The sequence below is a fragment of the Streptomyces sp. MZ04 genome (assembly GCF_004684775.1).
In the GTDB taxonomy this organism is placed as follows: Bacteria; Actinomycetota; Actinomycetes; order Streptomycetales; family Streptomycetaceae; genus Streptomyces.
In genome coordinates this window covers 1-19,228 of the sequence record NZ_SRIC01000157.1, presented here as the reverse complement: position 1 = coordinate 19,228, position 19,228 = coordinate 1, and the positions used below count along the sequence as shown (strand labels likewise).

Genomic DNA, 19,228 nt, shown 5'->3' with positions numbered 1-19,228 from the left:
GCAAGGAACGTCCCCACCAGCGGCCCCGGCAACAAAACCCGCCCCGCCTCCTCAAAGGCCAACACGGCCTCGGGAAGCCCCAGTCCGACCCCGCCGTCCGTCTCCGGAACCATCAGCGAGAAGAACCCGGCGTCCCCCAGCTCCCGCCACAACCCCCGGTCCAGAGAAGCCCCCGCGTCCAAGGCGGCCCGCAGATCGAACCGCCCCTCGAGCAGTTCCCGCACCCCACTCCGCAACGCCCGCTGATCTTCAGTGAGTTGGAAATCCATACGCTCACTCACCGCCCCTTGGGGAGGCCGAGTATCCGCTCGGCCACGATGTTCTGCTGGATCTGCGAGGTCCCGGCGGCGATCGTGTAAGAGAGGGACGAGAGCCGGTCCAGGGTCCACTCGTGGCCCAGGTCCAAAGAGCCCACGCCCAGCACTTCGCCCGCCGCCTCGTAAAGCTCCTGCCGCGCATGCGAGTACCGCAGTTTGAAAACCGAACCCCCAACCCCCGGCACGCCCCCCGAGCGCTGCGACTCGCTCACGTTCCACTGCGTAAGCCGCCACAGCGCACCGAACTCGGCGCTCAGCCTCCCCAGCCTGCGCCGAAGCACCGCGTCGTCCCAGCGCCCGTTCTTGCGGGCCTCGCGGGCCAGCTCGCCCAGGACGCGGCGGCAGGCGACGACCTCCCCCACGAAGGCCGTCCCCCGCTCGTAGGACAGCGTCACCATCGTCACGCGCCAGCCGTCGTTCTCCGCGCCGACCCGGTTGGCGACCGGCACCCGCACCTCGTCGAGGAACATCTCGGCGAACTCCGTGGAGCCGGCGAGCGTGCGCAGCGGGCGGACCGTGATCCCGGGGGCGTCCATCGGCATCGCGAGCCAGGAGATGCCGCGGTGCTTGGGTACGGCCTCGCTCACCGGTGTCGTACGGACAAGCAGTTCGCACCAGTCGGCGACCTCCGCGTGCGAGGTCCAGATCTTGGACCCGCTCACCACGTAGTCGTCGCCGTCCCGCCACGCGCGCGTGCGCAGTGACGCGAGGTCCGATCCGGCGTCCGGCTCGCTGAAGCCCTGGCACCACACCTCGTCGCCGCGCAGGACCGGAGGCAGCCAGCGCGCCCGCTGCTCCGGTGTCCCTTCGGAGGCGATGGTCGGGCCCGCGTGCAGCAGGCCCACGAAATTCGCGCCTACGTAGGGGGCGCCCGCCTTCTCCGTCTCCTCCAGGAAGATCAGGTGCTGAGTCGGTGTGGCCCCCTGGCCGCCCGCGTCGGCCGGCCAGTGCAGGCCCGCGTATCCGGCGTCGTACAGCCTGCGCTGCCACCCCATGTCGTACGCGCGCCGCCCCGGCCAGTCCAGCGGGTCGGGGCGCGGCGGCAGTTCGGGGAGCGTCCGGGCGAGCCACGCGCGCAGCCGCGCCCGGAAGTCCTCCTCTTCCTCCGTGTACGTGAGATCCACGCCGACCCCGCCTACTTGTCCAGGTCCAGACCCAGCATGCGGATCGCGTTGCCCCGCATCAGCTTGTAGATCGTCTCGTCGTCGAGTCCCTTGACGTGGTCCAGGGCGACTTCCTTGGTGTCGGGGAAGGTCGAGTCGACGTGCGGGTAGTCGGTCTCGAAGGTCGCGTTGTCCCGGCCGACCACGTCCAGCGACGCGACGCCGTGCTTGTCGCGGAAGAAGCAGCAGAACATCTGGCGGTAGTAGTACGTCGACGGGGGCTCGGGGATCAGATCGCGGACGCCACCCCAGGCGCGGTGCTCCTCCCATACGTCGTCGGCGCGTTCGAGGGCGTACGGAATCCAGCCCATCTGGCCTTCGCTGTAGGCGAGTTTGAGCTGCGGGAACTTCACCAGGACGCCACTGAAGAGGAAGTCCATCATCGACGCCATCGCGTTGTTGAAGGACAGCGCGGCCTGCACGGCGGGCGGGGCGTCCGGAGACGCGGCGGGCATCTGGGAGCTGGACCCGATGTGCATGTTGACGACCGTGCCGGTCTCCTGGCAGATCGCGAAGAACGGGTCCCAGTAGCCGGAGTGGATGGAGGGCAGGCCCAGATAGGTCGGGATCTCGGAGAAGGTGACCGCCCGCACCCCCCGCGCCGCGTTCCGCTTGATCTCGGCGACGGCGAGGTCGATGTCCCAGAGCGGGATGATGCAGAGCGGGATGAGGCGGCCGCCGCTGTCGCCGCACCACTCCTCGACCATCCAGTCGTTGTACGCGCGCACGCAGGCCAGGGCGACCTCCTTGTCGTGCGCCTCGGCGAAGGTCTGGCCGCAGAACCGCGGGAAGGTGGGGAAGCAGAGGGACGCCTCGACGTGGTTGAGGTCCATGTCCTTGAGGCGTTCGACGGGGTCCCAGCAGCCGCGCCGCATCTCCGCGCGCGTGATGCCTTCCAGGGTCATGTCGTCGCGGTCGAAGCCGACCGCCGCGATGTTCCGCTTGTACGGGAACTTGAGGTCTTCGTAGATCCACCAGTCGGTGGGCGGCCCGTCCGGATCCATCGCGATCTGGTACTTGCCCGCCACGTAGGCGAGTTCGCCGATGCCCGCCGTGAGGGGCTTGGGGCCGCGGTCGCGGTATTTGGCGGGCAGCCAGGTCTCGAAGAGATGCGCGGGTTCGATCACATGGTCGTCGACGCTGACGATCCGGGGAAGCTCGGTCATGGTGTCCTGCCTTTCAAGGCGCCTCCGGTCATCCCTCCGGCCACTCCGGGCGATCTGATGACCCGTCAGATAGCAGGCTAGCCCCGCACCCCTGGACCGACAAGGCGGTGAGCCTTACGCTCTCGGCACGATCTGACTGCCCGTCAGTTCGGCGCAGCTTCGGTTCCGGCCACGAGGGGATCGCATCGCATGAGTACCTCGAGCACCTCGAGCACCTCGAGCACTTCAGAGAACGAGACCGCCCACGCGCTCGGCGCGTCCCGCACCCTCTGGGAGCTCATCGAACGCCGCGCCGCGCTCACCCCCGACGCCCCGGTCCTCGTCCAGGCCGCCGCCGATCCCGCCGACGACCGCACGCTCACCTTCGGCCAACTGCGCGACCGGTGCGAGCGCGTGGCCGCAGGCCTGTACGAGATGGGCGTACGCCCCGGCACCGTGGTCGCCTGGCAGCTGCCGACGCGCATCGAGACCGCGCTGCTCTCCTTCGCGCTCGCCCGCATCGGCGCCGTGCAGTCGCCGGTCATCCCCTTCTATCGCGACCGCGAGGTCGGCTTCGCGCTGCGCGAGTCGAAGGCCGAGTTCTTCGCGGTGCCCGGCGTGTGGCGGGGCTTCGACCACACGGAGATGGCACACCGGCTCGGCGCACGGGGCGTCTTCGAGGCGTACGCGTACGACGATCTGCCCGACGCCGATCCGTCCGTACTGCCGCCCCCGCCCGCCGACGGCACATCCGTACGCTGGATCTACTGGACCTCGGGCACCACGTCCGACCCCAAGGGCGTACTGCACACCGACCGTTCACTGATCGCGGGCGGCTCGTGCCTGGCCCACGCCCTGCATCTGAAGGTGTCGGACATCGGCTCGATGGCGTTCCCCTTCGCGCACATCGCGGGGCCCGACTACACGGTGATGCTCCTGCTGTACGGCTTCCCCGCGGTCATGTTCGAGCAGTTCGCGCTGCCGGCCGCGCTCGACGGCTACCGGCGGCACGGCGTGACCGTGGCGGGCGGGTCGACCGCGTTCTACTCGATGTTCCTCGCCGAGCAGCGGAAGCTCCCGGCGGGCGAGAAGGTCATCCCCACCCTGCGTCTCCTCGCGGGCGGCGGGGCGCCGAAGCCGCCGGAGGTCTATCACGCGGTCGTGCGCGAGATGGGGTGCCAACTCACCCACGGCTACGGCATGACCGAAGTACCGATGATCACGATGGGCGCTCCGGACGACACTCCGGAGAACCTCGCCACGACGGAGGGACTCCCCCCGGAGGGGATGCAGATCCGGGTCACGGACGCCGAGGGCAAGGAGGTGCCCGCCGGGGCCGACGGCGAGGTGCGGCTGCGCGGGGAGGCCGTCTGCCAGGGCTACTTGGACCCGCGGCAGAGCACGGAGGTCTTCGACGCGGACGGCTTCCTGATCACCGGGGACCTGGGGCATGTGAAGCCGACGGGGCATCTGGTCCTGACCGGCCGGGCCAAGGACGTCATCATCCGCAAGGGCGAGAACATCTCGGCGAAGGAGATCGAGGATCTCCTGCACCAGCACCCTGCGGTGGGCGACGCGGCGGTCATCGGCCTTCCGGACGCCGAACGGGGCGAGCGAGTCTGCGCGGTGATCGAACAGCGCGGCGCTCCCGGGGAGTTGACCCTGGGCTCCATCACCGCGTATCTCCGCGGGGAAGGCCTCTCCACCTTCAAGCTGCCGGAACAGCTTGAGGTGGTGGAGGCTCTTCCGCGTAACGAGACCCTTCGAAAGGTGCTCAAGTACAAATTGCGGGAGCGGTTCGCGGAGGGGTGAGCCGGGTGAGCCGAGGGCCGCGTACTACTCAGGCACCGTGAAATACGCCGCGAACGCCGCCACGATCTCGGCCTCCGTCACCTTGCCGTCCGCGTCCGCGTCGAGCGCGGTGCCCGCCGCCTCGGCGATGTCCGCCTGGACGCCGAGTGCCTTCAGCGCGCGAGCGACCTCCTGCGGGGTGACCGCGCCGTCGGCGTCGGCGTCCGCCACGGCGATCATGGCGTCCAGGAACGGCCGGGCGATCTCGGCGAACCGGGCGGGGTTGTCGCGCAGCCGCTTCACCGCGCCGCCCACGAACTCGTGCTTGGTGATCCGCTGGTCACCGTCACGGTCGGCGATCCCCGCCATGCCCTGCCAGAAGGCCTCGGCCCCGATGTAGAGGGCCTGGCCCTTCTCGGAACGCGCCGTGGCGCCGAACTCGGTGAGCAGGGCGACAGCCGCCGTGCTGAAGTCCTCACGGGAGATGTAGCCGTTGCCGTCCTGGTCGAAGGTGGCGAAACGGGCCGCGATCTTACGCTCGTACTCGGCACTGTCCATGGTGTTCGGGCCGCCTCACTTCTGCGGTTGGGTGCGTGTGCACAGGGTTTCCCTGGGTGTCTCTGGCAGCGAGCGTACGTCTTCGCCGACCGTCCGGCGCCAGGAAGCCGAAGGTTACGCGCAAACGCGTCGCACCGCTGTGGGCGGCGTGTTGGGGAATTGTTGGGCGGCCCTGTGAGCATGACTCTCAACTCCCGCTGGCGCCCGAGCGATTGACCGAGCCCACTGCCGTCCCGACGCTCCGGGGCCCAGCACAACCAATGGAGAGTCATGCGTACGAAAATGATTGTCGCGGCCCTGACCGCCGGAATGGCGATGACGCTCGCCGGCGCCCCCTCGGCGGGCGCGGCCGACACCCGTCTGGGGTGCGCCAAGCACAAGATCACCATCAGTGGCAGCGACAAGATCCTCCGGGTGTACAACCGCTGCAGCGGCAACATCAAGGTCAACGTCCACCAGGCCGGCAGCGACTCCGGCTACTACAAGATCGCCCGCGGCAAGAGCCACAAGTTCACCGGCGGCAAGTGGCACGGCGTCTGCGGCCTGAAGATCTACTACGGCGGCACGCGCTACTACAACAAGATCGACGGCAACCTCGGCGACTGTTAGAGGCTGCCTCTCATGTGTGGCGTGCGCGGGCGGGGTGGGCCCGCCACGCCCCTGAGTCGATGAGCGGGCGGCGTCACGCCGAGAGTGGCGCCGCCCCGTCGTCGACCGCCGCCGTCACGTCCGGGAAGACCTCGAAGAGGCGGCGTACGCCGAGGGCGGCGAGGACCCGGTTCACGTGCGAGCCGTCCTCCGCGCCCTGCGCGGGCAGGATCAGGCGCAGGCGGCCCTGGCAGGAGCGGAACAGGCGGCGGGTCGCGATCAGTACGCCGACGCCGCTGGAGTCGCAGAAGAGGACCTCGGAGAGATCGAGGACCAGGCTGCGGCGGCCGTCGGCCACCGCGTCGTGCACGCGCTGGCGCAGCACGGGCGAGGTCACGAGGTCCATCTCGCCGGACACCCGGAGCACGGCCCAGCCGCCCTGCTCGTCCACCGCCACCTTCAGCGTCACACGCACGCCCCTCGCTCGCTGATCCGGAAGCTGTCCCTACGCTTCTTAGGACGCGGCTGCCCCACCGCTCCTCCATGAAACACCAGGAAGCCGGCTCCCTATCATCCGAGGCCGGGCGCGGGCGCTCTTTGCCTTAAAGGTAAGTGCGTTGTCGGTGGCGGCGACTACATTCGATGGAAGGTTTCCATCGGGACGAGTTGTCGGGACGAGTCCTCGGGAAGCTGGAGACGCCAAGGCAGAGGGGGCCGCATGGCGAAGGAAGCGCCGCGCCGCTGGGACCGCCGCATGCAGCAGCGACTGGCGCACGGGGAGGCCGCCGCGCTCGGGGAGCTGTACGACCGCTTCGCCTCGCTCGTGCACGGCCTCGCCCACCGCGTGCTCGGCGACGAGCAGGCCGCCGACCGGATCACTCGCGAGGTCTTCGCCCACATCTGGGAGAACCCCGACGCGTACGACCCCAAGCAGGGCCCGCTGCGCTCGTGGGTCGCCACGCTCACCCACCAGCGGGCCGTCCGGCGCCTTCGCCAGACCGAGTCCGCCGCCCTCGCCCGCGGCGGCGAGGGCACCACGGAGGACCTGGAACGCAAGGTGCGCCGCGCCTCCGCCGCCGCCCGCGCGGACTACATCGTCACGGCCATGCCCGCCCCGCTGCGCGCCGCCCTGGAGCTCGCCTACTTCCAGCGGCGCGACTACCGCCAGACGGCCGCCGACCTCGGCGTGACGGAGGACGAGGCGCGCCGCCGCCTGCGCCTGGGGCTGCAGCTGCTCTCCACCGCCAATGACGCGGGCGCCCAGGCCGCCAAGGACCCCTCGCCGGGAGCGCCTCCCGGTTACGGGAGAGCGCTGTGAACGGGCCCGGCCGGCACGAACCGTACGAGGAGCCGGAGCTCCCCGGCGGCGGAGGCGGGAGCGGCACGGGCGCCGACGGCGATCGGCCGCGCCCCGGAAAGCCGCCGCGCATACCGCTGCCCCGCACCTCCATAGAGGACACCGGGCAGCCCTTGCCCGACCCGCCCCTGGCCCTGGACCACCGCGTCCTGAAGTCCCTCCTCGGCGCCTGGGCGCTCGCCGCCTGCTCCCCCGAGGAAGCGATCGCCGTCGAGGAGCACCTGGGCGACTGCGGCCCGTGTGCGGAAGAGGCGCTGCGGCTGCGCGACGCGGTCGGCCTGCTGCACCAGGAGGAGAGCCTCGACCTCGACCCCGGCCTGCGGGGCCGCGTCATCGAGAGCTGCCTCGGCCGGCGCCCGCCGCGCATCCCGGTGCCGGAGTGGGCCATTCCGTACGACGCGGAGACGGCCCGGCTCGACGCGCTCCTGCGGGACATCGGCGACGCGGAGTGGCACGCCCCGGTGCGCCTGCGGTGGTTCGGCGAGGACAGCCCGGTCAGCCGCAAGACGACGGTGGCCGGGGTGATCGCACACCTTCTGGCGGTGGACGGCCTGGTCGCCGCCGCCCTCGGCCTCGACGACCCGCTGAGCGCGGGAGGGCCGGTCCCGGCAACCCCGGCCCAGCGCACGGAGGCGTACTGGCGTGCCTCGTACTTCCCGCCCACGCGCGCGGTGCGCGGCCCCTGGCGCGACCAGTCCCATGAACTGATCCGCACGGTGTCGTTCACCGCCGGGCCCTCCCGGAGCCCCGGTTCCCGGGACGGCTCGGGCGGCCTCACCGTGGCGTACGGCGCCCCGGACGCCACGGGCCGCCGACCCGAGCTGCCGCTGCGCGACTCGATGCTGGACCGCGCCTTCGAGTGCTGGATCCACGCGGGCGACATCGCGGAGGCGGTGGACTACCCCTACGAACCGCCGTCCCCGCGCCATCTGCACCGCATGATCGACCTCGCCGCCCGGCAGCTCCCCGGCACCCTCGCCGACCGCCGCCGCTCCGGCCTCGCGCCGCCGCCCCGCGGTCTGGTGGCCGCGGGCGCGCCCGGCCGCAGCCTGCGCCTGGAGGTCGAGGGCATGGGCGGCGGCGAGTGGTTCATCCCGCTGGACTCGCCGGCCGCCGACGCCTCCGCGGACCACGAGGTAGCCCATGTCGCCCTGGACGGCGTCGAGTTCTGCCGCCTGGCCGCGGGCCACGTCTCACCGGAGGAAGCGGCCGCGGGACAGAACGGCGACCGGCAGGCGATCAGGGACGTGCTGTTCGCGGCGGCGTCACTGAGCCGGATGTAGCGCCTTACGCAAAGACGACCGTCCGGCGCCCGTTGAGCAGAATCCGCCGCTCGGCATGCCACTTCACGGCCCGCGCAAGCGCCTGGCACTCAACATCACGGCCGATCGCCACGAGCTGGTCGGGAGTCACGTCGTGCCCGACGCGCTCGACCTCCTGCTCGATGATCGGGCCCTCGTCGAGATCCGCCGTCACATAGTGCGCCGTGGCACCGATCAGCTTCACACCGCGCGCGTGCGCCTGGTGGTACGGCTTCGCGCCCTTGAAGCTCGGCAGGAAGGAGTGGTGGATGTTGATGATCCGGCCGCTGAGCTGCTTGCAGAGGTCGTCGGAGAGCACCTGCATATAGCGGGCGAGGACGACCAGCTCGATGTTCTCCGAACGCACGAGCTCGAGCAGCTGCGCCTCGGCCTGTGCCTTGTTCTCCTTCGTCACCGGGATGTGGTGGAAGGGGATGTCGTACGAGGCGACCAGCTCGGCGAAGTCCGTGTGGTTCGAGACGACCGCCGCGATCTCCACGGGCAGCGCGCCGATCCGGGAGCGGAACAGCAGGTCGTTCAGGCAGTGCCCGAACTTCGAGACGAGCAGCACGACGCGCATCTTCTCGTCGGCGCGGTTCAGCTGCCAGTCCATGTGGAAGGAGTCGCCGATCGCGGCGAAGCTGGCCCTCAGCTTCTCGACGGTCGCCGGCGCCTCGGCCGAGAAGTGGACGCGCATGAAGAAGAGCCCGGTGTCGTGATCGCCGAACTGCTGGCTGTCCTCGATGTTGCACCCGGTCATGAAGAGGTAACTCGACACGGCGTGCACGATGCCCTGCTTGTCAGGGCAGGAGATATTGAGGACGTACTGCTCAGCGGTGGCGGGGGCCTTCTGATTCATGCGCCCAAGGTTCCCACAAGCCGGACTCTCCGCGAGCAGCTGTCCAGCTCCGGCTGGTTCAGGCCGACCGAGTCAAAATCCGCAGTACCTCAAGCGTCCGGGGCACCTCATCAGGACTCTCCCCGTCACTCAGAGCGAGAGCGACATGCGCATCCCGGGCCGCACGCACAGCCTCCGGCCACCCCGGATGATCCAGGTAAGCGGAAACCAACGCGTCAGGCCCGACCTCATGCATGATCCGCAGAACCCGAAGGACCGCCGCATCGACCAGCGCCGCCTCCTCCGCGTCCCGGAAGATCGTCCCCACGTACTTCTCGGCGGACCAGTTGTCCAGCCACGTGTCCTCGACCAGCCGGTACACGGCATCGGTCACGTCCCCGTACTCCTCGCGACCCGCGAGCCAGCACTCACGCTGGAACTCCGGGTCGGAGAGCATGTGCAGCGCCGAGCGCACGTTGCTGCGCCAGCGCCACCACGGCATGTCGTTCGTTGGCATGCCGCCCATGGTGCTTGAGCGACTGCCGCGACGGGAAGACTTCTCCGAACCTTGCACGGTCATCGATCGTACGTTCCCTCTTCGGGCAGCCGAATCGGCCCCTGTCATTCACCTTCTTGTCACCGTACGTTGGGGAAACGTCACTCCTTGGTTGGCGCAGCGGCGGAATCGTGATTGCACATGCCGGTCTCGCGACGCACCTCGCTCCCCCGCCCCTCCAAGTCCGCAGTACTCACCACGGCAGCCCTGGTGGCGGCGTGCGCGTCCCTGACAACCGGCTGCGGGGTCATCCCTGGATCCAAGGGGGGATCCAAGGACGAACCCGTCACCGTCATGACCTGGGCCCCCGAGAACACCAAGGCGACCAACAAGCCCGGCGTCCCCGCCATGGCCAAGGCCTACGCCCGCTGGGTCAACGCGCACGGCGGCCTCGACGGCCGCGAGCTCAAGGTCATCACGTGCAACGACCACAACGACCCGGTCGGCGCCGCCGACTGCGCCCGCGAGGCGGTCAGCGAGAAGGTGGCCGCCGTCGTCGGCTCCTACAGCCAGCACGGCCAGTCCTTCCTCTCCCCGCTCGAAGTCGCCGGCATCCCCTACATCGGCGGGTACGGCGTCACCGACGAGGAGTTCAGCAGCCCTCTGTCGTACCCGGTCAACGGCGGTGAACCGGCCCTGATGGCGGGCAACGGGCGTCAGCTCGCCGTCCGCTGCGAGCAGGTCTCCCTCGTACGCCCCGACACGATCGCCGGTGACGCCCTCCCCAAGCTCCTCGACGCGGGCCTCGCCGAGGGCCGCCGCAAGCCCGCGACGGACATCCGGGCCCCCGAGGACGGCACCGACTTCACCTCGCAGGCCGAGCAGGCGCTGACCCGCGCGGGCACCGGCGGCTGTGTGACGGCCGCGCTCGGCGCCCGCACGGACACGTTCTACGACTCCTACCGGCGCACCGAGGACGCGTACCCGACCGCGAAGATCTCCTCCGTGCTCGGCAGCGTCGACCAGTCCCTCATCGACCGTACGGGCGGCGCGGAAGGACCGTACGAAGGCGCGTACGTCACCGGCTGGTACCCGGCGGCCAGCGACCCGCGCTGGGGCGAGATGCGCGAGGTCGTCCGGCAGCAGGCCTTCGGCGACAACCGGGTCGACCCGGCGGACGCGGGCGTGCAGACCACGTGGATCGCCTACACCGTCCTGAAGCAGGTCGTCGAGTCGCTCGACGGCGGCGAGGTCTCCTCGCGCAGCCTGCGGCGGGCGCTCGACAAGGGGCTCAAGGTCGAGACCGGCGGCCTGACGCCCACCCTGAGCTGGCGCTTCAAGGACATGCTCGCGGCGAGCGACTTCCCGCGCCTGGTCAACGCCGACATCACGTTCCAGGTCGTACGGGACGGCCGTCTGATCCCGGCGCGCAAGGGCTTCGTGAACGTATCGAGGACCCTGGAGCAGGTCCGGTAAGCCCACTAGAGCTGCGACCTGTCGCGGGTGGTGAGCCCGTACTGATGGGCGATCTTGTTCCACAGCGTGGCGGCCTGCTGCTTGTTCGTGGTCGCCTCGCCGCTCGCCTTGTTCGCGGCGACCGCGTGCGGCGTCGAGCGGGCGTGACCCTTCTTGCAGCCGTGCTTGCCGGCGACCTGTCCTGCCCACGCGGCGTAGTGGTTGTCGGCCGACGCGGACGCCTTCCACGCCTTGTTGAGGGCGGTGGTCAGCTGGGCGTTGGCGGGCAGCTTGTCCACGGAGAGCCCCGCAAGGCGCGTGACCAGGCCGTTGCGCTGCTTGGCCGCGTTGCGCAGATCGGTGGCCGACTGGGCGAGGTTCGCGCACTTGCCGACATTGCGTACGGCGGCGATCACCGAGTCACGGCTGTTGTTGCTGTCGGCGAGGAGCTTGTCCAGGGCGACGGCCTGCTCCTTGGCCGGGTCGACGGACGGCGACGGCTTCTCCTCGGCGGGCGCGGACTCCGAGACGGTCTTGGGGTCGTCCTTGTCGTCGTCACCGCCTCCGCCGCTGAGCATCGCGCCGGCGCCGACGCCGAGCACCGCGATGGCGACACCCACGGCGGCGAACAGCGACACCTTCGCGCCGGAGCGGCCTCCGCGGGCGGCGGGAGCGGCGGCGGCGGCACGGCGCGCGGCACGTCCTCCGCCGTCGCCACCGGTGCCGTGCCCGGCGGGCTGCGGAGGCTGCGGGTGCTCGAAGCGGGGCATCTGCTGCGTGGAGGCGGGGCCTTCCGACTCCGGCTGCTCCGTACGGAAAAGACTGTCGAACTCGGCGGGCGGCTGCCGGTCCCCCGGAGCTCCGGGCCGGATCCCGAAGGGTGCGGCGCCGGGTGCGGCGGGGACGGGAGCGATGTACTGCGTGGGCTCGCTGTCCGCGTCGGGGGCAGCGCCCGGCATGGCACCCGGCAGCGGTCCTGCGGCGGGGTTGGAGACCCGCCGCAGGACCTGCGTCCCGTCACCCGCGGGAGCCTCGGGGGGCAGGGCCCCCGGCGCCACGGGCGGTATGTACTGGGTGGCCCCTTCATCGACCCCGGCACCGGCACCGGCACCGGCACCGGGCATAGCCGGGATGTACTGCGTCGCGTCGGCGTCCCCGGCGGCAGGGGGCAGCGGCGCGGCCCCGGCCCCACCGGCGGGCGGAAGCTGACCGGCCCCACCGGCGGGCGGAAGCTGACCGGCCTCGGCGGCCGGAGGCAACTGCCCCGGCTGAGCGGCGGGAGGAAGCTGTGCGCCCTGAGAGGCGGGAGGAAGCTGTGCGCCCTGAGAGGCGGGGGGAAGCTGTGCGCTTTGCGCGGCGGGCGGGAGCTGGCCAACCTGAGCGGCAGGGGGAAGCTGGCCGCCCTGAGTGGCGGGCGGGAGCTGGCCCGGCTGCGCACCGGGGGCGAATTGTCCCGCCTGGCCCTGCTGAGCGAGCTGGCCCTGTTGAGCGAGCTGCCCATGCTGGGCGGGCTGCCCCTGCTGCCCCGGATACGCGGCATCGGCAGGCTGCCCCGCGTGCGCGCCACCCGAGGGCTGCGCCCCGTAGGCCCCGCCGTCGGACTGCCCCACGTGCTGGCCACCTTGGGGCTGACCCCCGTGCTGCCCACCCTGAGCCTGGCCCGCGTGCAGGCCACCCTGGGACTGACCGCCATGCAGGCCACCCTGAGGCTGACCCGCGTGCTGCCCGCCCTGAGCCTGACCCGCGTACGGAGCCCCCTGAGACTGCCCCCCGTACGGAGCCGCGCCCTGCGGCTGCCCCGCATACGGAGCGCCCTGCGGCTGCCCCCCGTACGCAGGAGCCGACGACCGGTCTCCGTACCCAGGAGCCGACGGCTGACCTCCGTACCCAGGAGCCGACGGCTGACCTCCGTACGCAGGAGCCGACGGCTGACCCCCGTACCCAGGACCCGACGGCTGACCCCCGTACCCAGGACCCGACGACCGGTCTCCGTACCCAGGACCCGACGGCTGACCCCCGTACCCAGGACCCGACGGCTGGCCCCCATACGAAGCATCGGCGGGCTGGCCCCCGTACGACGCATCGGCGGGCCGACCCCCGTACGAAGCATCTGCCTGCTGCGTCCCATAAAGCTGTGCGCCGCCCTGCTGGGGCTGGGCGCCCTCGGGGGGAAGCGGGGTGCCCGCGCCGTAGGTCTGTGGCTGGGTGGGGGGTGTGCCCCAGGCCTGGCCCGCGCCTGGGGGGTCCGCCGGGGCGGGGCCCCACGGCTGGCCCCAGGGGCTGCCGCCGGTGGGGGCCACGTGGTCACCGGCGGTGCCGGGCATCAGGGGTTCACTTCCGTCGGCAGGCAGCACGATGCCTTCGTGCGCGTGCCGGTCCGCGGAATGCGGATCGGAGGAAGCGGCGCCCTGCCCGCTCTGCTGCGTCACCGGGACTCCTACTAATGGGGGACCTACGGAACCGTCGGCTCACGCTACCGGGTCGCCCCAGCCGTCGGCCACGCAGCTCAAACCCCCACCGCCGCGACGATCACGGGAGTAACAAAAGCGAGCCTCGAGACGCTGATTAGTGGACACCGAAGGTCAATCGCATAGCGGAGTTGGCCGTTCACGGTAAGGAGGGGCCAGGGCCAGGTGGCGTTCACCCGGCCACAGCGGACACCCACAAATCCTTCACGCGGCCTGGACGTCCATCCGCGCCCCGAACTCCCGCACCACCGGCTCGTCCCGGAACGGATCGAGCCGGCCCTTGAAGTCCTCCAGATACTCCGCGCCACGGTTCGACCGCAGCGTGCCGAGGAGTTCCACCGCCTTCAGGCCCGTCTGACACGCCTGCTCGACGTCCCGCCGCTGCACCTGCGCCGTGGCGAGCAGGACGAGCCCGATCGCCCGGCGCCGCGCCCGCGTCTCGGGGTGCCCCGCCAGGGACTCCTCCGCACTGCGCGCCGCCGCGTCCGCCTGCCCCAAGTCCCGGTGACAGTGCGCCAGTTCATCGGCGAGATACGCGTGGTCGAAGTGCCGGATCCACACCGGGTCGTCGCCCGAACCCGCGTCGCCCGCCGCACGGTCCATCGCCTCGACCGCCCGGCCCGCCACGGCCTGCGTCGACCGCCCGTCCCCGAGCAGCGCGTGCCCCCGCGCCTCCGCGGCATAGAACATGGCCTCCGCGCGCGGGGTGACCCGCCCGCGCGTCCCCTCCTGAGCCGCCCGCGCCAACTGCGCGATCTCACGCGGGTTTCCGAGCTGGGCCGCGAGATGGCTCATGGACGCGGCCAGTACGTATCCGCCGTAGCCGCGGTCGCCTGCGGCCTGCGCTAGGCGCAATGCCTGGATGTAGTAGCGCTGGGCCAGGCCCGGCTGGCCCGTGTCCACGGCCATGTACCCGGCCAGCTCCGTCAACCGCGCGACCGCGGCGAACAGTTCACGCCCCACCGCCTCCCGATAGGACCCGGCAAGGAGCCCCGACACGACACTGTTCAGGTAGTGCACGACCACCGGCCGCACATGCCCGCTGCCGTACTGGTGGTCCAGCTGCTTCAGCGCCTCCGTCATCGCCCGCACCGCCGCCACGTCGGAGAGCCCGACCCGCGGCCCCGCCATCCGCCCGACCTGCGCGTCCGGCGACGAGATCAGCCAGTCACGGCTCGGCTCGACGAGCGCGGAGGCGGCCACGGAGGAGCCGGACAGGAAGTCCCGCCGGCCCACGTCACTGCGCCACAGCTCACACACCTGCTCGATGGCGCCGAGTACGGTCGGCGAGAACTGAAGACCCACGCCCGATGCGAGGTTCTTGCCGTTCGCCATGCCGATCTCGTCGATCGTGACCGTACGGCCCAGCTTTCGGCCCAGCGCCTCCGCGATGATGCCGGGCGCCCGGCCGCGCGGCTGCTGCCCGCGCAGCCACCGGGCGACGGATGTCTTGTCGTAGCGCAGATCGAGACCGTGCTCCGCGCCGCACATGTTGACCCTGCGGGCCAGGCCCGCGTTCGAGCAGCCCGCTTCCTGAATGAGTGCCTGCAGCCTTTCGTTGGGCTGCCGCGCGACGAGCGGCCTTGCGGCCATGGCGTACCCCCTGATGCGCATGTTGGATCACCGGTACAGGGGCCGAAATTCGGCCACCCAGATGATCAATGCCCTAGGAGCAAACGGAAGATGCACCACAAACGGACCATAAGTCGGTAACTGGGCTTCTTCAGAGTGCCCCAGACCTGGCTACCCGCACATGGAACCCATTCCCCATGCGCGCCCCCGCCCGTGCACCCATGCGCCCCGGATGCAGGATCGATGCTCCGCCCCGGCGCACGGCGGGGCCGTAACCGTAGGTGGCGGGCGGAGTTGAGAACTTCGTGGAAGAGACCTTGGGAGTCACGTCAGCCGCGCACATCCCGAAGCAGCGCGGAGAATCCTTGCTGGACACGGCCGTGCGATACGCGGAAGAGCGCCACTGGGACGTGTTCCCCGGGACGTGGCTCGAATCCGTCGAGGGCGCCGAAGTCTGCTCGTGCGGTGACGGGGCGTGTGCGTCACCCGGCTCACACCCCGCGCGCGAGGACTGGGCGACGCAGGCGACGGGGAGCGCGACGGTGGCCCGGCGCCTGTGGTCCAAGCAGCCGAAGTCGTCGATCCTGCTGCCGACGGGGCGCACCTTCGACGCGATCGACGTGCCGGAGACGGCCGGGTTCCTCGCGCTGGCGCGCATGGAGCGGATGGAGCTGACGCTCGGCCCCGTCACCTGCACCCCGGACCGCCGCATGCAGTTCTTCGTCCTCCCCGGGGCGGCGGCGAAGGTGCCTGATCTTGTACGCAAGTTGGGGTGGCCGCCGGCCGCGATCGACCTGGACGCGCTGGGCGAGGGCACGTACGTCGCGGCGCCGCCCACGCGGTTCGGGGCCAGCGGCGCGGTCCAGTGGGCCTGCCGCCCCACCGCCGCCAACCGGTGGCTCCCCGATGCGGAGGAGATCATCTCGCCTCTGGCGTACGCGTGCGGGCGCGAGGCGCGGCGGTAGGGCGGCCTTGCGGGGCTTTCCCCTTCTGGAAGGTTGCGGCCGGGCTGGATACTTCCAGCCCGGCCGGCGTTTGGGGATAAAGAACCGCCTCCCGACGTATCGTGCGGAAACGACACGACGCGACGGCGACGAAGGGCGGACAGGGTGAGCGAGGCACCGGCAGCAGTACGGGTGCAGGGCCTGTGGAAGGCCTTCGGCCGGCAGATCGCGGTTGCCGGGATCGACCTCACCCTCCCCTCGGGCAAGTTCATCGGCCTCGTCGGCCCGAACGGCGCGGGGAAGACCACCACCCTCTCCATGGTGACCGGCCTCCTCCGCCCCGATCAGGGCACGGTCGAAGTGGTCGGCCACGACGTATGGACCGACCCCGTCGAGGTCAAGGCCCGCATCGGCGTCCTCCCGGAAGGCCTGCGCCTCTTCGAACGGCTCTCGGGACGCGAACTCCTCGCGTACACAGGGAGATTGCGCGGACTGCCCGGCGAAGAGGTCGACAAACGCGCGACCCAGCTCCTGGACGTACTCGACCTCTCCGGCGCCCAGCACAAACTCGTCGTCGACTACTCCACCGGCATGCGGAAGAAGATCGGCCTCGCTGCGGCCCTGCTCCACAACCCCGAAGTCCTCTTCCTGGACGAACCGTTCGAGGGCGTCGACCCGGTGTCCGCCCAGACCATCCGCGGCGTACTGGAGCGCTACACCGGCTCCGGCGCCACCGTCGTCTTCTCCTCCCACGTCATGGAACTCGTCGAGTCGCTCTGCGACTGGGTCGCCGTCATGGCGGCCGGACGCATCCGCGCGCAGGGCACCCTCGCCGAGGTGCGCGGCGGCGCACCCTCCCTCCAGGAGGCGTTCCTGGAGCTGGTCGGGGCCAACGGCCGTGACGCGGGCTCACACCTCGACTGGCTGGGCGGCGGCACCCGATGAGCCCCGCCGAGGCAGCGGCCGCCCCCGCCCCCTCCATCACACCCGTCTTCGTACGCCTCAAACTGTCCCTCCTGCGCAACGGTCTGCACCAGTCGTCGGGCCGCAAGGCCGCCTACATCGCCTCCGTCGTGGCGGCGCTCCTCATGGCGGCGCTGCAACTCCTCGGACTCATCGCGCTGCGCGGCAACGAACACGCCGCCACCGTCTCCGTCCTGCTCACCGCGATGCTCGCGCTCGGCTGGGCGGTGTTCCCGCTGTTCTTCCCCAGCGGCGACGAGACCCTGGACCCGACCCGCCTCGTGATGCTGCCGCTGCGGCCGCGGCCACTGGTGCGGGCGCTCCTCGTGGCGTCCCTCGTGGGCATCGGCCCGCTCTTCACCCTCTGCCTCGCGCTCGGCTCGGTCATCTCGCTCGCGCACGGCACCGCCGCCCTCGTCACCGGCGTCCTGGCCATCGCGCTCACCGTGCTGGTCTGCGTCGCCCTGGCCCGGACCGTCGCGGCCGCCAACATCCGCCTGCTGACCAGCCGCAAGGGCCGCGACCTCGCCGTACTGAGCGGCCTCGTCATCGCGGTCGGCGCGCAGATCGTCAACTTCGGGGCGCAGCGGCTCGGTTCGTCCGGGCTCTCGCAGCTCGATCCGGCCGCCGACGTGCTGCGCTGGATCCCGCCCGCGTCGGCGATCGGCGCGGTCGACTCGGTGAGCGAAGGGTCGTACGCGACGGGGATCGCCCAACTCGCCCTGAGCGCAGCCGCGCTCACCGGCCTCCTCTTCCTCTGGCAGCGCAGCCTCACCCGCCTGATGACGACCCCCGACGGCTCGACGCTCGCGGCGGCGGAACCCACCAAGGACCGCTCCACACGCGGCCTGGGCCGCCTCCTCCCCGCCGGGCGCACCGGCACCGTCATGGAACGCAGCCTGCGCTACGTATGGCGCGACCCGAAGACGAAAGCCGCCTGGGTGACATCCCTGGCCATCGGCCTGATCGTGCCGCTCTTCAACGCCCTGCAGGGCACCGGCTCGATCTACTTCGCGTGCTTCGCGGCGGGGATGCTCGGCGTCCTCATGTACAACCAGTTCGGCCAGGACACCTCGGCGTTCTGGATGGTCGCGATGACGATCTCGTCCACACACGACGCGTACGTCGAACTGCGCGGCCGCGCACTGGCCCTGCTGGTGATCACCCTGCCGTACGCGACGCTGGTGACCGTCATCACGGCGGCCGTGCTCGGCGACTGGCCCGTGCTCCCGGAGGGCCTGGGCCTCTCCCTCGCCCTGCTCGGCGCGATGCTGGCGACGGGCGCCTGGTCGTCGGCCCGCTTCCCGTACTCGATCCCGCAGGAGGGCTACAAGAACGTGGCCCCCGGCCAGGCGGGCCTGGCCTGGATCTCGATCTTCGGCGGGATGGTCGCGGCGGCCCTGCTGTGCGCCCCGGTCCTCGCCTTCACCATCTGGCTGCATGTGGCGGGCGGCGCCGACTGGTCCTGGGTACTGCTGCCGCTCGGCGGCGCGTACGGCGCGCTGATCACCTACTTCGGCCTGCGCCTCGCGGCCCCGAGGGTGGCACGCCGGCTCCCGGAGATCCTCCTCGCGGTCAGCAAGGGCTGACCGCCCCCAGAACCGCCCCCAGAACTGCCCCCGGAAACGCCCCCGGAACGCGGACAACCCGCGAGCCGTGGTTCCCGCCGTACAGAACGGCGGAAAGCCGGCCGGACGTACCGGCGGCTCGCGGGTCGGGTGACTGCTTGGGATTGGGCCGGGTGCACGCACATCACACGTGCTGGTCCGGCGCCGAATTCGAGTTGCGACGACGGGCCACTAGCCCGCAGTCACCTCACGCGTCCGGTTTCCATACATCGGCCGAACCACCTCCCTTCGTGTGTACGTGCCACCCTAGGAACCGCCCCGTCCGTCGCACAACCGCTTTTCATGGAGCAACGATTTCGCCCAACTTCCGGGAACCACCTGTGTGCTGCGTCACGTTCGAGTTCAATGATCTGACGTGCGGTATACGCGGAACTCGCAGAACATGCAGCTCATGAGGACACGGCCTGCAGGGGGTGCCAGGTGAGTGCTTCCCGGCGTAGCGGAACCACCGATGAGTTGGGGCCGGAGGAGCCCGAACCGGGTGGGGCGGAATTGCTTGCGGCTTTGCTCGACGGGATGGACGCCGCGTTGTGCGCGTTCGACGCCGACGGGGTGGTGACCCACTGGAACCGTGAGGCCGAGCGGATACTCGGGTGGTCGGCGTCGAACGCGCACAACGCGGCGTCCATCCCGTCGAGCAAAGC

19 protein-coding genes are annotated in these 19,228 nt (G+C 70.9%); 10 read left to right on the top strand and 9 right to left on the bottom strand.

Annotated elements, in window-relative coordinates; translation table 11 throughout:
- The 3 genes from E2651_RS27395 to E2651_RS27385 form a co-directional block, all read right to left on the bottom strand.
- Positions 1-269: acyl-CoA dehydrogenase family protein (locus E2651_RS27395; RefSeq protein WP_135333906.1), on the bottom strand; the 269-nt coding region annotated here is incomplete at its 3' end.
- Between the two features lie 8 nt (positions 270-277).
- The gene (locus E2651_RS27390; protein ID WP_135333905.1) at positions 278-1,441 is read right to left on the bottom strand and encodes an acyl-CoA dehydrogenase family protein; all 1,164 of its coding nucleotides are present in this window, start codon (positions 1,439-1,441) and stop codon (positions 278-280) included.
- An 11-nt stretch (positions 1,442-1,452) separates the two neighbouring features.
- Entirely contained in the window at positions 1,453-2,646 is a 1,194-nt protein-coding gene (locus E2651_RS27385; RefSeq protein ID WP_135333904.1) for an amidohydrolase family protein, read from the bottom strand.
- A 189-nt stretch (positions 2,647-2,835) separates the two neighbouring features.
- Between E2651_RS27385 and E2651_RS27380 the strand changes: the two genes are divergently transcribed.
- Positions 2,836-4,437: an AMP-binding protein gene (locus E2651_RS27380; RefSeq protein ID WP_135333903.1), complete on the top strand. Its 1,602-nt coding sequence runs from the start codon at positions 2,836-2,838 to the stop codon at positions 4,435-4,437.
- 24 nt (positions 4,438-4,461) lie between these two features.
- Here E2651_RS27380 and E2651_RS27375 read toward each other — a convergent pair whose 3' ends face one another.
- Positions 4,462-4,974 (bottom strand): EF-hand domain-containing protein, encoded by a 513-nt coding sequence (locus E2651_RS27375; RefSeq protein WP_135333902.1) that lies wholly within the window; start codon positions 4,972-4,974, stop codon positions 4,462-4,464.
- Between the two features lie 270 nt (positions 4,975-5,244).
- On the opposite strand from E2651_RS27375, the gene E2651_RS27370 reads away from it, so the two are divergent.
- Positions 5,245-5,583, top strand: a complete 339-nt coding sequence (locus E2651_RS27370; RefSeq protein WP_135333901.1) for a hypothetical protein — start codon at positions 5,245-5,247, stop codon at positions 5,581-5,583.
- A 73-nt stretch (positions 5,584-5,656) separates the two neighbouring features.
- On the opposite strand, the gene E2651_RS27365 is transcribed toward E2651_RS27370, so the two are convergent.
- Positions 5,657-6,031 (bottom strand): STAS domain-containing protein, encoded by a 375-nt coding sequence (locus E2651_RS27365; protein WP_135333900.1) that lies wholly within the window; start codon positions 6,029-6,031, stop codon positions 5,657-5,659.
- Positions 6,032-6,280: 249 nt separating this feature from the next.
- Between E2651_RS27365 and E2651_RS27360 the strand changes: the two genes are divergently transcribed.
- Together E2651_RS27360 and E2651_RS27355 are read left to right on the top strand one after the other, a co-directional pair.
- The gene (locus tag E2651_RS27360) at positions 6,281-6,880 is read left to right on the top strand and encodes a sigma-70 family RNA polymerase sigma factor (protein WP_135333899.1); all 600 of its coding nucleotides are present in this window, start codon (positions 6,281-6,283) and stop codon (positions 6,878-6,880) included.
- A complete protein-coding gene (locus E2651_RS27355; protein WP_135333898.1) occupies positions 6,877-8,202 on the top strand; it encodes a zf-HC2 domain-containing protein in 1,326 nt (441 codons plus the stop codon). The genes E2651_RS27360 and E2651_RS27355 overlap by 4 nt, the downstream gene beginning before the upstream one ends.
- A 4-nt stretch (positions 8,203-8,206) precedes the next feature.
- Here E2651_RS27355 and purU read toward each other — a convergent pair whose 3' ends face one another.
- Both purU and E2651_RS27345 read right to left on the bottom strand, forming a co-directional pair.
- Complete coding sequence (gene purU / locus E2651_RS27350) at positions 8,207-9,079, bottom strand: formyltetrahydrofolate deformylase (RefSeq protein WP_135333897.1); 873 nt, start codon at positions 9,077-9,079, stop codon at positions 8,207-8,209.
- A 58-nt stretch (positions 9,080-9,137) separates the two neighbouring features.
- Positions 9,138-9,638, bottom strand: coding sequence for a sugar ABC transporter substrate-binding protein (locus E2651_RS27345; protein WP_135333896.1), 501 nt, complete (start codon positions 9,636-9,638; stop codon positions 9,138-9,140).
- Positions 9,639-9,755: 117 nt separating this feature from the next.
- On the opposite strand from E2651_RS27345, the gene E2651_RS27335 reads away from it, so the two are divergent.
- Positions 9,756-11,030 (top strand): ABC transporter substrate-binding protein, encoded by a 1,275-nt coding sequence (locus tag E2651_RS27335; RefSeq protein ID WP_135333894.1) that lies wholly within the window; start codon positions 9,756-9,758, stop codon positions 11,028-11,030.
- Positions 11,031-11,035: 5 nt separating this feature from the next.
- On the opposite strand, the gene E2651_RS27330 is transcribed toward E2651_RS27335, so the two are convergent.
- Entirely contained in the window at positions 11,036-12,268 is a 1,233-nt protein-coding gene (locus E2651_RS27330; protein ID WP_209446257.1) for a hypothetical protein, read from the bottom strand.
- Between the two features lie 90 nt (positions 12,269-12,358).
- Here E2651_RS27330 and E2651_RS44740 point away from each other — a divergent pair, with 90 nt between their 5' ends.
- Entirely contained in the window at positions 12,359-13,453 is a 1,095-nt protein-coding gene (locus E2651_RS44740; protein ID WP_209446256.1) for a hypothetical protein, read from the top strand.
- A gap of 228 nt (positions 13,454-13,681) precedes the next feature.
- Here the strand turns inward: E2651_RS44740 and E2651_RS27325 are convergent, their stop codons facing one another.
- On the bottom strand, positions 13,682-15,070 hold the full coding sequence (locus tag E2651_RS27325; protein WP_135333893.1) for a transcriptional regulator: 1,389 nt from the start codon (positions 15,068-15,070) through the stop codon (positions 13,682-13,684).
- Positions 15,071-15,354: 284 nt separating this feature from the next.
- Here E2651_RS27325 and E2651_RS27320 point away from each other — a divergent pair, with 284 nt between their 5' ends.
- The 4 genes from E2651_RS27320 to E2651_RS27305 all read left to right on the top strand — a co-directional run.
- Positions 15,355-16,014 carry a bifunctional DNA primase/polymerase gene (locus E2651_RS27320; RefSeq protein ID WP_135333892.1) on the top strand — a complete coding sequence of 220 codons (660 nt, stop codon included), beginning with the start codon at positions 15,355-15,357 and terminating at the stop codon, positions 16,012-16,014.
- A 144-nt stretch (positions 16,015-16,158) separates the two neighbouring features.
- Positions 16,159-16,938: an ABC transporter ATP-binding protein gene (locus tag E2651_RS27315; RefSeq protein WP_135333891.1), complete on the top strand. Its 780-nt coding sequence runs from the start codon at positions 16,159-16,161 to the stop codon at positions 16,936-16,938.
- Complete coding sequence (locus tag E2651_RS27310; protein WP_135333890.1) at positions 16,935-18,545, top strand: transporter; 1,611 nt, start codon at positions 16,935-16,937, stop codon at positions 18,543-18,545. Before E2651_RS27315 ends, E2651_RS27310 begins: the two co-directional genes overlap by 4 nt.
- Before the next feature lie 459 nt (positions 18,546-19,004).
- The coding region (locus E2651_RS27305; RefSeq protein ID WP_135333889.1) for a PAS domain-containing protein at positions 19,005-19,228 on the top strand (224 nt) is incomplete at its 3' end.

Coding starts and splice junctions, on each gene's coding strand:
- E2651_RS27335 (WP_135333894.1), top strand. CDS start 9,756: ATGCCGGTCTCGCGACGCACCTCGCTCCCCCGCCCCTCCAAGTCCGCA.
- E2651_RS27385 (WP_135333904.1), bottom strand. CDS start 2,646: ATGACCGAGCTTCCCCGGATCGTCAGCGTCGACGACCATGTGATCGAA.
- E2651_RS27360 (WP_135333899.1), top strand. CDS start 6,281: ATGGCGAAGGAAGCGCCGCGCCGCTGGGACCGCCGCATGCAGCAGCGA.
- E2651_RS27375 (WP_135333902.1), bottom strand. CDS start 4,974: ATGGACAGTGCCGAGTACGAGCGTAAGATCGCGGCCCGTTTCGCCACC.
- purU (WP_135333897.1), bottom strand. CDS start 9,079: ATGAATCAGAAGGCCCCCGCCACCGCTGAGCAGTACGTCCTCAATATC.
- E2651_RS27345 (WP_135333896.1), bottom strand. CDS start 9,638: ATGACCGTGCAAGGTTCGGAGAAGTCTTCCCGTCGCGGCAGTCGCTCA.
- E2651_RS27325 (WP_135333893.1), bottom strand. CDS start 15,070: ATGGCCGCAAGGCCGCTCGTCGCGCGGCAGCCCAACGAAAGGCTGCAG.
- E2651_RS27370 (WP_135333901.1), top strand. CDS start 5,245: ATGCGTACGAAAATGATTGTCGCGGCCCTGACCGCCGGAATGGCGATG.
- E2651_RS27380 (WP_135333903.1), top strand. CDS start 2,836: ATGAGTACCTCGAGCACCTCGAGCACCTCGAGCACTTCAGAGAACGAG.
- E2651_RS27310 (WP_135333890.1), top strand. CDS start 16,935: ATGAGCCCCGCCGAGGCAGCGGCCGCCCCCGCCCCCTCCATCACACCC.